The organism is Methanocaldococcus sp. FS406-22 (genome assembly GCF_000025525.1).
Classification (GTDB): Archaea; AGJL01; Methanococci; order Methanococcales; family Methanocaldococcaceae; genus Methanocaldococcus.
This window is the reverse complement of record NC_013887.1, coordinates 1,019,274-1,032,125: the sequence shown is the minus strand read 5'-3', so window position 1 is coordinate 1,032,125 and position 12,852 is coordinate 1,019,274. Positions and strand designations below refer to the sequence as shown.

The following is a 12,852-nucleotide window of genomic DNA, read 5'->3' as shown; positions in this document are numbered from 1 at the left end:
CTATATAATCAAAATTTAAAAAAGTAAAGTGAGGTGAGAAAATGGTACCAAAGAAGATTGACTATATAAAAATATCCCTCGTTGTTATAGGAATTATCGCCTTGTTCCTCCCATGGCTTACAATATCTGCTTCTGTGATAAATAAAGATACAGATGAGGGTATTCATGTATCAATGACATACTCTCCACCCTAAAGGGCGGAGTTTCTTTAGGAGAGCAGAGGGTTTAAAACCCTCACCCTCCATGGGTTGCCAAGCCCACTATCCCTACCCCTTTCGGGGTTCGGGACTACCTTAAACAAAATATTCCTTGCACCATTAACATCAGCATTAATTACTGTTCCGCATTTAGAGCAAACATACAAACCTCTATATTTCCTGTTCGATTTCCTTATCATTCCGCATATACTACACTTTTGAGAAGTATAGCTTTCATCGATTTGTTCTACTTTAATTCCTAACTCTTCTGCTTTATACATTATCATATTAATAAGCTTGCCAAATGGAATTTTATGCAATTGCTGATTAACTCTATCCCCGATATCGATTTTAGTTATACTTTTACTTAAATCACCGATAACAATTCTTGAAACTCCATTATTATTAGCCAAATCTACAATCCACCTACTAATTTTATGAATATAATCCTTAACGTAATTTCTCTCCTTTACTGCTAATCTTGCTAATCGCTTACAACTCTTTAACCCCTGCTCTGCAATTATCGATTTAATCCTTGCAGTCTCCTTAGCAAACCATCTTAACTTAGATAATAAAATTCTCCCGTCAAAAATCACTGGCTGTTTCTCCCCTTCGACAACAACCGTTGCTAAATTCCTCACCCCCAAATCGATAGCCATTACTTTTTCTTCCTTTGGCTTATGAGGATTAACTTCCTTCTTATAAATCAAGTGCAAAACATAAAATCTTTCTCCATAAATATCGTGTGGAACTATTTCAACTTCCTTAACCTGCACGGCATCGAGCGGTAGAGCTTTCGGAAGCCCTACCCATAAATACTTGGACTCGATGCCGTGCCTTTCTTTTAGATAGTTTCTTGTCTGCTTAGATAAGGATAATCTTAGCATGTTACCAATAATTCTAAACCCATCTTTCTTCCATTTGACTGGAAAATGCCCATCTTTCGGTTGGAATCTTGGTCTCTTAGCATGTTGTTTAAAAAAGTTAATCCATGCAATTTTTAGTTTTTGTAGAACTGCTTGAGCCGATTGTGAATGGAGATTTTTATACCAGAAGTTATCCTTTAACTTCTTTTCTAATTCAGATAATTTAACATTACCTTGTATTATTTGATAGTTAGCCACGTTCCACAATTTTGATGCAGAGTAAGTTAAATGGTTAAGAATAATCCATTGTTCTTTCGTTAGTTTTCTCGTTAGGTTTATTGTTAGAACTCGAGTTACTTCCAATTTAGACACCTTTTTGACTATCTATGTATTGTCTAATAACATCGAGGGTCACAGTTCCAACGGTTGAAATGAATCTTCCTCGAGTCCATAGTGTAGGCAGTTTTCTTCTTAGCTCTGGAAATTCGTTTCTAAGTTTGTTCGAAGTGTATCCTTTTATTTGTGTAACGATTTTATTTATTCCGATTGTTGGGTCGGCATCTAACAACAGATGAACATGGTCTGGTGCGATAACCATGTCTAAAACTTCAGTATTTAGTTCTTTGCATTTTTCTAAAATTAATTCTTCTAATCGTTCTTTTATCTTACCAGTTAGAACTGGTCTCCGATATTTCGGGCAGAATACTACATGATATTGACAACTATACACGATGTGCTTATTTTTGTTGTGGTGATATTTCTTTGGTGGGGACTTCAATTCCACAACTATCACCGAATATTATATATAATGAACTTATATATTAATTTTACTATATTGTTGTTTAATATCTAATGTATAGTTTTGCCCACCCGCCTCCCCTAATTCATCACCGCCCTAAAGGGCGGTGCTTTCTTAGCGACAATTAATGGTAAAAACTGTTATTTTATCTTTAATCCTTAATTTTTTATTTGCCTATTTTAACAAAAAAGCAGTCCATTAAAATAAGGATAGAAACCTAATGAATTAGAAAAATCGAAAGAGATATTGGCAACTATAGAACTTTTATATACACTGAACTTATAGTTTTATTGAATTACAAAAAGAGATTGGAGATTTTGAAAAATAAGAGTTTAAATGTTTATTCAATCTTTACAACACTTCCAAATCCTTTGGAAACTTTCCTACCAATGCCTAAATAATTTGGAATGTTGAAATTAACTAAAAACTCTCCCCAGAAGCCAATAAACTTATTCCCCTTATATTTGACAACAAAATCATTAAATTCTAAAATTTCCACCTCTAACTTTTTATCAACAGTATAATCCAAATACTTGCTCATGGATAAAATATTCCCAACTAAAATCCTCTCTAATAACTCTTTTTTCCCATTCTCATCCAACTCTTTAAACTTTAAATAATTCCTCTCATTCAAAGCAATCCATGGAGAAATAAACTTATACTTAATCATATCATCAGAAACTCCAAACTCTTCAAATTTCACCCTTGCATAGCCATTAACAACCTTATAAACCTCCCCTTTTAAATTCAGCTCTCTAATATTTAAAATAATCTCCCCCAAAATGTTTATTCCCTCCCTTATCCCAACTAAAACAGCATCTCCACCAATAACCTTATACTGTATCTTTGGGTAAGTATATACAAACCCATTTCCACTATGGTTATGCAATTCCACATAATCCTCTTTACCAAACTTGTTTAAAATATACCCTCTCAAAAATGGTGTCTGTGATTTTTTAAGTGGTTTGTTTGTCTTTAAACGGCACATTAAAATTGGAATCTGCATAATATCCACCATAAAATATTAAACCTTTACTTTAAAGCAATCTCAAGGTATTTTATAAATTCTCTTTTATTATCTGGAATATATGCCCCGCAAGCAAACTTATGCCCTCCCCCACTACCATTAACCTTCTCTGAGGCATATTTTATTGCTTTAGCTAAATTCACATCTTCAGCAAAGCATAACAACTTAGGGCATCGTGCAGAAACCTTATAACCATTATCATCCTCTGTTATTGCAAAAATTGGCTTCATCCAATCCACTTCCTCTATAGAATAGCTCATCCCAGCCACGATTCCAACAATATTTGGCATAATTTTATCTGTCTCAAAGTATTGGAAGTTATCCTTTTGAATTATCTCAACATCATTCTTTACATGCTCTAAAGCTTCTCTTAAGTTGTTTCTATGCTTTCTCAAATTTGAAAGCATTTTTCTATAGTATTTATCCCTATCTCCCATCAACACATTTAAAGCAGTTTCATAATCTCCATATCTTGAGCATGCGTTTATACAGGTTGAGAACTCCTCCAAATCCCTCAATGGAGAGCCAAATTCTTCCCCTCTAAATTCATAAACCTCTCCAAATATAACCTTTGGAACGTAGGGTGTCCAATGATTTGGAACATAATTTAAGCATTTTATTAAAAGCTCATTTCCAATAATCCTCTTATGCTCAAATGGAATCTCAGCTAACCTCATTGTTGGATTTATCTCAATATCATACTTTTTATTGATACTCTGGATGTATTTTATTATCTTTGAGTCATTGTTTAGCAAATCAGTTCTAACATCTGCCCAATATCTCATAGATACAAATAACGGCCTTGTTTGCCTACCATACATCTGTAAATCTGTCTTTACCTTAATATCTCCACTCATAATGGCATCGCATAGTATTTTTCTATTTAAGCCAATTAATTTCCCTTCTATGTTTTGCACATCCCCCACAGCTCCTAAAACAGCATATTTAGCCAAATCAATCCATTCATTGTTTATAGCTTTTGCAAATAGATAGGAAACTCCAGCCCCACAAATTTCAGCTCCACTTTTTCCAATAGTTAGGGGGTTTATATGGATAATGGTCTTAGGAATCTTTATCTCCTCTGGCTGGTGGTGGTCTAAGATGATGATTTTATCCCTTTTATCTGATAAGTTGAGTTCATCTAACTTCTCTTTAATCATCTTTAACTGCCCACTACCTAAATCAGCAAAGATTATTAAGTCATAGTCTTTAAATGGAATATCATCTATTGTCTCTATGGTAATTTGCTTTAAAAACATGAAATCAGCATCTAAGTTTAATCTCTCAGCCAATTTTTGTAAAATAACTCTCGATGTTAGCCCGTCAGTATCTATGTGGGTAACTATTAAAATTTTGCTGTTTTTGTTGTTTTGCAATACCTTAGCTCCTTTTTTTAACTCTGCCCAATTTTCCATAGTTTCACTGAAAAATCTATCTTCAATAATATTTAAATTAAAAAATAATAAAATTATTTCTCTAAGATTGATTTTTCTAACACATTGATTTATAAAAGTTATGCCCAAATTTTAAAAATTTTAATCAAACCTTTAAATATTTTCACAACTATAAAATTTTGCTACGTGCTGTTTTAAAATAATTAAATTTAGAGTGATAGAATGGATGATAAATTTGCCTCTAAGTTTGAGATAGATACTTTAAATAAACTGCTTAATAAAAACTTCTCTTATGATTTGGCAATAATTTTAAAAAAGATTGGTGGCTTAGATTACAGAAAGAAAGTTTTTATTAATGGAGAGTGCATAGGCATCTTAGAATTTGATTTAATTGATTTGGATTGGAAATTTCACCCCTATGCCTCTTATTATCTAATAGAAGAGCCAAAGATTAAAATAAAGCCCACAAAAAGAAGGTTAAAAGGCAAAAAAGTGCCAGTCGATTTAATTGAAAATGCTGAAGAGCTAAAAGATATTGATGAAAATGATTATGTTGGAGTTGAAGTAGGAAACTACGTTGGAGTTGCTATTAAAAAAGGAGATACCATAAAAATTAAGGACTTAACATTAAAAAAAGAGCTTAAATTTGAAAAAATTGATGACTATTTAAGAAAAAATCATGAAAGGATTGAAAAATTAGAGAAAAAATCCCTCTCAATCATAAAAAAATACTACGAAATCTGCAAAGATAAAGGCTATGCCATAAATGCCTCTTTTAGTGGTGGAAAAGATTCATCCGTCTCTACTCTATTAGCCAACAAGGTTATAGACGACTTAGAGGTTATATTTATAGATACTGGCTTAGAATTTAAAGATACCATAAATTTTGTAAAAAAATTTGCTAAAAAGTATGATTTAAACTTAGTTGTTTTAAAAGGTAAGAATTTTTGGGAATATTTGGAAAAAGAAGGCATTCCTACAAAAGATTGTAGATGGTGCAACAGTGTCTGCAAATTAGAGCCTTTAAAGGAATATTTAGAAAAATATAAGAGAGTTTATACAATCGATGGCTCAAGGAGATATGAAAGCTTTACACGAGAAAAATTAGGATATGAAAGAAAAAGTGGCTTTATAAATAATCAGATAAATGTCTTTCCAATATTGGATTGGAGAGGGACTGATGTCTGGAGCTGGATATATCTAAATGATATCATTTATAATGAGCTCTATGATAAGGGATTTGAAAGGATTGGCTGTTATATGTGTCCCTCTGCGTTAAATGTAGAGTTTTTGAGAGTTAAAGAACTTTATCCAGAGTTGTTTAATAGATGGGCTAATGTTTTGAAAAGATTTGGCTATGATGAGGATGAGATTTTAAGAGGCTTTTGGAGGTGGAAAGAATTGCCACCAAAAATGAAAGAACTAAAGAAATTGCTAAAAAGCAAAAATAAATAAAATTAATGCATGCTGTTGTATAGCCCAACGACTCCAGTAAATATTATTTGCACTGATATAGCAACTAACAACAACCCCATAATCCTTACAAAGGCATTGATGCCATAAATATTAACTCTCCTAATTATAAAGTCAGTTAATGATAAGATAATCCCAGAAACGAGCATAGCTGATAATATTGAGAGGATAACTACTCCTTTTTCTAAAAATGTTTGAGATTTGCTAATTAAAATCATAGTGGTTGTTATCGCACCGGGGCCGGAGATTAAAGGAATAGCCAAAGGAACATAAACAATGCTGTCAATATCTTCAAGGTCTAATCTCTCATCTGGTTTGTGCTTTGTCTTTGGAATCTCTGCATGAAGCATGTCCCAAGCTATTTTAAAGAGCAAAATCCCTCCAGCTACCCTAAACGCATCTATTGTAATCCCAAAGTAGCTAAATATATAGTTCCCAAATAACGCAAATAACAATAAAACTATCGTTGATGAGATGATAGCTTTTTTAATAATCCTAATTCTTTGCTCTTTTGGGTAAGGATAGGTTAGGGAATGCACTATAGGGATTAAACCAATTGGGTCTATTGTGATAAAGAGAGAGACAAATCCATAGATGTAGAAGTTGAGAATATCCATATATTTCACCACATAGAATACAAAATACTCCTAAACCATAAGGCTTCGCCCTATTGGGATACCCAGGATGCATTGCCTCGCTACGCTCGGCAATGCCTCATAATAAAGAAGGTTAAATTTACCACATAGAATATAAAATACTTCCTAAAATAATCCACCAAACTAGAAGGGTTATTGAACCTAAGGTTTTTTCATTTATAAATAGCTCCAATATTTTCCCTATTTTTGCAATAAATCTGTTTTTTCTCTCTTTTAATAGCTCTGGAAATGCATTCCATACATGGAAGCCATCCAAAGGCATTGCTGGGAGTAAGTTAAATAAAGCTAATAAGAAATTGAACCAGTATGTCCAGTATATTGTATTTATAAATAATGCCGTACCTTCTGTTGGGGAAACCATAACTCCTATCTTCCCTTCATCAGAACTAATGATTTTATATGTCAGTATTTTATTATATCTTAAAACTTTTATCTCATACTCTTTATTTGGCTCTATGGTTTTTGCAAACTCTCTAAAATCTTCCAATGAATTTATTCTTTTACCATTAATCTCATAAATGATATCTCCTTTCTGTAAAAACTCTGATGCTGGCTCTTTAACATCAATGATTTTTAGCTCTGTTGGTAAAGTATAGCTAAATGATAGTAAAGGAATGGATATCAAAAAAATCAATAAATTGGCCATAGGTCCTGCTGAAGCAATAGCTCCCCTAACCTTTTTCTCTGCAGTTTTGAACTCATCTCCCAACTCAACAAAAGCTCCTAATGGTAATCCTAATAATAGCAAAATTCCAGAGCTTTTAACCTTAATTCCAAAGGATTTAGCAAATATGCCGTGAGCTAACTCATGCACAGAAATGGCTATTAATAGAGCTATAATTCCCGGAATCCATGGGATTACATCTCCAAACAAAAACACAACGGGTTTAGCTGCCTCCTTTGGTAAAGTTCCAGATAATAGCTTTATACTCATGCTTATGAGATTTAGAAGCATTAAAAATCCAAGTATTACACATATTGGTATTGATATAATTCCAATCTTCTGCCAAATTTTATATTTTCCAAGTTTTTCTATAGTCTTCATTCCTATTTTGGTTCTTAAGATTCCAAAAACTCCTCCATATGTTTTTAAATTTATTGAATCTCTGATTCCATATAAAATCAGCCAGATAATTATAGCTATAATTAATATAAGCTTAGATGTATCCATGTTATATCCTCCATGTTATAGCTTTATAAACTTTAAATTAAAAATAAAAACGAAGACTATATATAATAGTTGGTATGAATCCTACACCATAAAATAATAATGGTGAGTTCATGGAAGCATTAGTGTTGGTAGGACATGGAAGCAGATTACCATACAGCAAAGAGCTTTTAGTAAAGTTGGCTGAAAAGGTCAAGGAAAGGAACATATTCCCAATTGTTGAGATTGGTTTAATGGAGTTTAATGAACCAACAATCCCTCAAGCAGTTAAAAAAGCTATAGAGCAAGGAGCTAAAAAAATCATTGTTGTTCCTGTTTTCTTAGCTCATGGTATCCATACAACAAGAGATATTCCAAGATTGTTGGGGTTGATTGAAGATAACCATGAACATCATCATGAGCATGAACACAGCCATGGACATCACCATCATCACCACCATCATCACGAACATGAAAAATTAGAGATTCCAGATGGTGTTGAAATTATCTATAGAGAGCCAATAGGTGCTGATGATAGAATAGTTGATATTATTATCGATAGGGCGTTTGGGAGATAAAAGGGGTCTATAGTATGTGTGCTTTTGTGAGCACACATGCTATTTCATCCCCCTGTCGACAGTGAGTGCCCAGGTTACCCCGTCTATAGGGGACGAGTTCCCCGAACACTCACTGGAATCCTATCCCCCTCCACCTCGCTTAGCTCATCGACTTCATTGGAAGGATAGTCATTTTCGAAATATTCATATTGAGTATTACAATATATAAAGCTTACAAGCGTTAGCTTAAACTGTGCCAATAAGAACGATGTCCTATGGGTAGATAATAATTGTTGATAAAACTTTGAGAGATAAACTTAAGAATTAAAAATTTTTATTTTTTATTTTATCATTAACAATAAAGATTAAAATTTAATCAATAATATAAAATTTTAGCTTTTTTGTCCTTAAATTAAAGGAGGTTGAAGTATGTTTGCTCCAGGGCATATAACAGGATTTTTTACAATTTATAAACACTCTGATAAATTAAAAACAGGTTCTACAGGAGCCGGAATTACTGTAGATAATGGTGTGAGTTTAGAATTAAAAGAAGGAAGAGGAAATGTTTTTTATAACAATGAGAGAGTAGATATCTGTGCCGTTGAAAAGGTTGTTGAGCATTATAAAAAATTTGGTTACAATGAGAATTATGATATCATCTTTTCATCTAATTTTCCTTTAGGTAGTGGATTGGGAATGTCTGGAGCTTGTGCTTTGGTATTAGCTAAAAAACTAAATGAAATGTTAAATCTAAATGATAATTATGTGGAGATAGCTCATATAAGTGAAGTAGAGTGTGGAACTGGGTTAGGGGATGTCATAGCTCAATATGTTAAGGGCTTTGTTATAAGAAAAGCTCCTGGCTTTCCTATAGACGTTGAAAAAATAGTTGTTGGTGATGATTACTATGTTATAATTGAGATTTTTGGAAAGAAAGAGACAAAAGAGATAATTACCAATGAAAAATGGATTAAAAAGATAAATGAATTTGGCAATAAATGTTTAAATGAGCTTTTGAAAAATCCAACGTTGGAGAATTTTGTTAGGCTTTCTTATGAGTTTGCTGTAAATACTGAATTGATAGATGATAGAATTTTAGATGTTTGTAATGACTTAAAATTTACAGTTGGAGCATCTCAATCTATGTTGGGAAACACATTATTCTGCATTTCAAAAAAAGAAACCTTAGAGGATGCCATATCTATTTTAAAAAGTCCTATTGTTTGTAAAGTTTATTACTGAAGTTTTTATCTTTATTTTTTATTTAAAAAAGTTTCCATCCTCCAAGAGGCCTGATTTTAACGAGTTATTTATTTTGGATTTGGAGAAAATAGAGAAGTTTCCATACCGAATCGGTCTGATTTTAACACCATGATAAGTTTGTCAATCTATTTGTTGCTGTGGGCTTGTTTCCATACCGAATCGGTCTGATTTTAACTGGAGAAGGAAATAATAAAGATAATAGAAGAAATAGAGTTTCCATACCGAATCGGTCTTATTTTAACTGAGAGTTAAAAAATACACAACAACTGGTAGAATGTTGTTTCCATACCGAATCGGTCTTATTTTAACCATTATAACTCAACATTGCATCTAATTCTAAGATGTCGTTTCCATACCGAATCGGTCTTATTTTAACGCTGAAGAAGGGCCATTAAGCACGTTAGATAAAGTGTTTCCATACCGAATCGGTCTTATTTTAACTCTTCTAATTCTTTTAGTTCTTTGTCGGTTCCTAAAACCAGTTTCCATACCGAATCGGTCTTATTTTAACTATTTTAAAAAAAGATTTGACAGAGCTAATTGAATTAGAAAGAAGTTTCCATACCGAATCGGTCTTATTTTAACCATCATGTAGAGTTACCCCTCCGGAGGTTTTGGTGTTTCCGATTAGTTTCCATACCGAATCGGTCTTATTTTAACTTTTTTTTTAATCTCAATTTTCCTACCTTATCACTAGTTTCCATACCGAATCGGTCTTATTTTAACCATCATGTAGAGTTACCCCTCCGGAGGTTTTGGTGTTTCCGATTAGTTTCCATACCGAATCGGTCTTATTTTAACTTTTTTTTTAATCTCAATTTTCCTACCTTATCACTAGTTTCCATACCGAATCGGTCTTATTTTAACCATCATGTAGAGTTACCCCTCCGGAGGTTTTGGTGTTTCCGATTAGTTTCCATACCGAATCGGTCTTATTTTAACTTTTTTTTTAATCTCAATTTTCCTACCTTATCACTAGTTTCCATACCGAATCGGTCTTATTTTAACGTTGGTAAGGATTTGTTTTGTCCTCATTTGCATAAGAGTTTCCATACCGAATCGGTCTGATTTTAACAGGGCAATCATTCACAATCTATTTTTTATTATTTTTCTTATATTTATACTTTTCGGCACTATATTTTTCTAAGGGTAAATAACTACCTTTATTTATAAACCCACTGATATTTAAATCTTTCTTTTTTAACAAAATTGAGTATTCTTATCTTTCTAAATTTGAAGATTTGACTTATTGGTTAGAGAAATTTTATTTAGCTAATTATTCAATCTTAACTTCTAAAAATCTAAATGATTCAATAAACCTAAATATTCCAAATAATTAAACCAATAAATCCTTAGAAATTAAATTTAAATCCTTTAAACAAAGAGATAAAGATTTTTAATTAGCTATTTTTAATTATGCCCCTATCTAGTAAGATAAATAAATTATTCAAAAATCTCAATTGCTTTGAATGGGCAAGCTTTTAGGCAGTTTTTACAACCAACACAATCCTCCTCTTTGAATACAACATTATACTCTTCATCCATATAAATCACATTAATTGGACATTGGGTTATGCAACAGCCACAATGCACACACTTATCCAAATCCCTTTTTATAACTTTAGAAATTTCTTCAACTTCTCCAAATTTTGATAAATAATCTAAAGCTTTCTCTATTGTTTCTTTACTACCAAACAATTCTAATATTAAAAATGCTTCCTGTGGCTCTACCTTGGCTTTTAATATATTTATTTTAACTCCTGTATTTAATATAGTGTCAGAGATAACTGGTTTATTTATATGCTCTGAATCTGTCCAGTAGTATATTCTCTTTCTCATTTTTTCCCTCCGAATAATCTTGAGATGTCTTCAGATGTTACAACCCCTACAACTCTTCTGTAGTCATCAACCACAGGAACTCCTGAAATGTTATTTTTGCTCATCTTTCTTGCCACATGGTCAGCTGGTTCATCTTCATGGGCAGTTATAACATTCCTTGTCATAATCTCTTCAATTGTTCTCTTGTTTTGAGCAAGGGCTTTAGCTATGTCCCACGATGTTATTATCCCCACTAACTTTCCATGTTCATCAACTATAGGGAGATGATTTATATTATGCTTTATCAGAATTTTAGCAGCTTCCATAATGGATATATTGCTTTGGGCAGTTATTGGTGGCTTGCTTAAAATATCCTTAACCAATGTTATTGGCGACTTCATTGGCTTGTTTTCAGCTTTACCAAGATTATCAACTCTCTCAGATAATAAAAATCTTCCATCCAAAATCCACTGTTTGAGAGTTTCAGCAACTTCTCTTGCCATCTTATAACTTGAGACAGAGCCAGTTTTTACAGTTTTTTCAACATCTTTCCCATCTATATTAACCCTTAAAGTTATTTTTCCACTCCTCAACACTTTATAGTTTGTTTTTGCTATTAACGGCCTATCCCTTCTTGGAACTCCGTAATCATAGATTGGCACTTCTATATCTTCATCCCTAATAGCACATCTCTCAGCTATCTTTTCATTTAAAACTGGAATTGGAATGCCTATACCAACATATAACGTGCTTCCATACCTTGGCATTGTAGCAGCTCTTATAAATTTAGGATTCATCTGCTTTAAATCTCCTTTAACCATCAATGTTCCAAATGGTGGGTTATGCTGTGTTCCCTCTCCAATTACATATCCAACTCCTCCCCCTAAGAAAATCTTTGTTCCAATGCCTATTGTGTTAAATGATTTTGTTTCTGGGTTGTAATCGTTCTGAAGAGGGTTTAACTGCCCAGCTCCTGAGTAATGGACGTTATTATATTCAGGAAGCAAAATACCCATGTATGTGTATATCTTCTCTTCCCTACTGTTTGTTGCTGCAGCGTAAGTTTGGTAGCAGTTTCTTGGATTAACCATAATTGCCTGATTAACATCATCTAACGTTATTCTAACATTAACATCCTTTCTTGGATAGCAATCTGTTGTGTAACCCTCAGCATAAAGCTCAACTTCCTTCCCTCTAACCAAATCCTCTATAACATGTGCCCCTCCATAGTCAATATCTACATCTGGGTCTTCGTTTGGTTGTGCAGCTCCTATATAAGCATCAACAGCAGCTAAACCTCCATAGGCTTCAACATTGTTTAAGTAAATTTTTAGCATCTTTATTGGTGGGTCTGCATGTCCAAAGTTTATAAACACACCAGATGAACACATGGCTCCAAAGGTTCCAGTTGTAACAACATCAACATAATCAGCTGCTTTCTTAGCTCCTTCTTCTTCAACAATTTTTATCATCTCTTCCGCTGTCACAACAACAGCCTCTCCTTTTTTAATTTTTTCATTAATCTCTTTGATTGTTTTCATAATCATAACCTCTACAAATTTTTGGGTAATCCATGAAATATGGAAAAAGAGATATAAAAATTTTAAAGTTTTAAAGTATTCAAAATTAAATTATTATATGGTAAATAGAGAACA

At 32.8% G+C, this 12,852-nt stretch carries 12 protein-coding genes and 1 CRISPR repeat array; of the genes, 4 read left to right on the top strand and 8 right to left on the bottom strand.

The window, feature by feature from the left end:
- The first annotated feature begins 41 nt into the window (after positions 1-41).
- Positions 42-194, top strand: a complete 153-nt coding sequence (locus MFS40622_RS09470; protein ID WP_012980618.1) for a hypothetical protein — start codon at positions 42-44, stop codon at positions 192-194.
- Between the two features lie 14 nt (positions 195-208).
- Here MFS40622_RS09470 and MFS40622_RS05140 read toward each other — a convergent pair whose 3' ends face one another.
- The 4 genes from MFS40622_RS05140 to recJ all read right to left on the bottom strand — a co-directional run bounded on the left by MFS40622_RS05140 (position 209) and on the right by recJ (position 4,304).
- A complete protein-coding gene (locus tag MFS40622_RS05140; RefSeq protein ID WP_012980617.1) occupies positions 209-1,426 on the bottom strand; it encodes an RNA-guided endonuclease TnpB family protein in 1,218 nt (405 codons plus the stop codon).
- 1 nt (position 1,427) lies between these two features.
- Positions 1,428-1,847 (bottom strand): IS200/IS605 family transposase, encoded by a 420-nt coding sequence (gene tnpA / locus MFS40622_RS05135; RefSeq protein ID WP_048197480.1) that lies wholly within the window; start codon positions 1,845-1,847, stop codon positions 1,428-1,430.
- A 355-nt stretch (positions 1,848-2,202) separates the two neighbouring features.
- Positions 2,203-2,868, bottom strand: coding sequence for a CRISPR-associated endonuclease Cas6 (locus MFS40622_RS05130; protein WP_012980615.1), 666 nt, complete (start codon positions 2,866-2,868; stop codon positions 2,203-2,205).
- Between the two features lie 26 nt (positions 2,869-2,894).
- Positions 2,895-4,304 (bottom strand): single-stranded-DNA-specific exonuclease RecJ, encoded by a 1,410-nt coding sequence (recJ, locus tag MFS40622_RS05125; RefSeq protein ID WP_012980614.1) that lies wholly within the window; start codon positions 4,302-4,304, stop codon positions 2,895-2,897.
- A gap of 201 nt (positions 4,305-4,505) precedes the next feature.
- Between recJ and MFS40622_RS05120 the strand changes: the two genes are divergently transcribed.
- A complete protein-coding gene (locus MFS40622_RS05120) occupies positions 4,506-5,738 on the top strand; it encodes a phosphoadenosine phosphosulfate reductase family protein (RefSeq protein WP_012980613.1) in 1,233 nt (410 codons plus the stop codon).
- A 2-nt stretch (positions 5,739-5,740) separates the two neighbouring features.
- Here the strand turns inward: MFS40622_RS05120 and MFS40622_RS05115 are convergent, their stop codons facing one another.
- Together MFS40622_RS05115 and MFS40622_RS05110 are read right to left on the bottom strand one after the other, a co-directional pair.
- Positions 5,741-6,373, bottom strand: a complete 633-nt coding sequence (locus MFS40622_RS05115; protein ID WP_012980612.1) for an NAAT family transporter — start codon at positions 6,371-6,373, stop codon at positions 5,741-5,743.
- A 118-nt stretch (positions 6,374-6,491) separates the two neighbouring features.
- Positions 6,492-7,583, bottom strand: a complete 1,092-nt coding sequence (locus MFS40622_RS05110) for a site-2 protease family protein (RefSeq protein WP_012980611.1) — start codon at positions 7,581-7,583, stop codon at positions 6,492-6,494.
- A 110-nt stretch (positions 7,584-7,693) separates the two neighbouring features.
- On the opposite strand from MFS40622_RS05110, the gene cfbA reads away from it, so the two are divergent.
- Positions 7,694-8,137 carry a sirohydrochlorin nickelochelatase gene (gene cfbA / locus MFS40622_RS05105; RefSeq protein WP_012980610.1) on the top strand — a complete coding sequence of 148 codons (444 nt, stop codon included), beginning with the start codon at positions 7,694-7,696 and terminating at the stop codon, positions 8,135-8,137.
- A 408-nt stretch (positions 8,138-8,545) separates the two neighbouring features.
- The gene (locus MFS40622_RS05100) at positions 8,546-9,358 is read left to right on the top strand and encodes a pantoate kinase (RefSeq protein WP_012980609.1); all 813 of its coding nucleotides are present in this window, start codon (positions 8,546-8,548) and stop codon (positions 9,356-9,358) included.
- A gap of 31 nt (positions 9,359-9,389) precedes the next feature.
- Positions 9,390-10,454: a CRISPR direct-repeat array (repeat unit 30 nt; unit sequence GTTTCCATACCGAATCGGTCTTATTTTAAC).
- A 368-nt stretch (positions 10,455-10,822) separates the two neighbouring features.
- On the opposite strand, the gene MFS40622_RS05095 is transcribed toward MFS40622_RS05100, so the two are convergent.
- On the bottom strand, positions 10,823-11,218 hold the full coding sequence (locus tag MFS40622_RS05095) for a 4Fe-4S binding protein (protein ID WP_012980608.1): 396 nt from the start codon (positions 11,216-11,218) through the stop codon (positions 10,823-10,825).
- Positions 11,215-12,738 (bottom strand): homocysteine biosynthesis protein, encoded by a 1,524-nt coding sequence (locus MFS40622_RS05090; protein ID WP_012980607.1) that lies wholly within the window; start codon positions 12,736-12,738, stop codon positions 11,215-11,217. Before MFS40622_RS05090 ends, MFS40622_RS05095 begins: the two co-directional genes overlap by 4 nt.
- Between the last annotated feature and the right edge of the window lie 114 nt (positions 12,739-12,852).

Bases quoted from the DNA above. Each gene is read 5' to 3' on its own strand.
- MFS40622_RS09470 (WP_012980618.1), top strand. From the start codon at position 42: ATGGTACCAAAGAAGATTGACTATATAAAAATATCCCTCGTTGTTATA.
- MFS40622_RS05130 (WP_012980615.1), bottom strand. From the start codon at position 2,868: ATGCAGATTCCAATTTTAATGTGCCGTTTAAAGACAAACAAACCACTT.
- recJ (WP_012980614.1), bottom strand. From the start codon at position 4,304: ATGGAAAATTGGGCAGAGTTAAAAAAAGGAGCTAAGGTATTGCAAAAC.
- MFS40622_RS05120 (WP_012980613.1), top strand. From the start codon at position 4,506: ATGGATGATAAATTTGCCTCTAAGTTTGAGATAGATACTTTAAATAAA.
- MFS40622_RS05115 (WP_012980612.1), bottom strand. From the start codon at position 6,373: ATGGATATTCTCAACTTCTACATCTATGGATTTGTCTCTCTCTTTATC.
- MFS40622_RS05110 (WP_012980611.1), bottom strand. From the start codon at position 7,583: ATGGATACATCTAAGCTTATATTAATTATAGCTATAATTATCTGGCTG.
- cfbA (WP_012980610.1), top strand. From the start codon at position 7,694: ATGGAAGCATTAGTGTTGGTAGGACATGGAAGCAGATTACCATACAGC.
- MFS40622_RS05100 (WP_012980609.1), top strand. From the start codon at position 8,546: ATGTTTGCTCCAGGGCATATAACAGGATTTTTTACAATTTATAAACAC.
- MFS40622_RS05095 (WP_012980608.1), bottom strand. From the start codon at position 11,218: ATGAGAAAGAGAATATACTACTGGACAGATTCAGAGCATATAAATAAA.
- MFS40622_RS05090 (WP_012980607.1), bottom strand. From the start codon at position 12,738: ATGAAAACAATCAAAGAGATTAATGAAAAAATTAAAAAAGGAGAGGCT.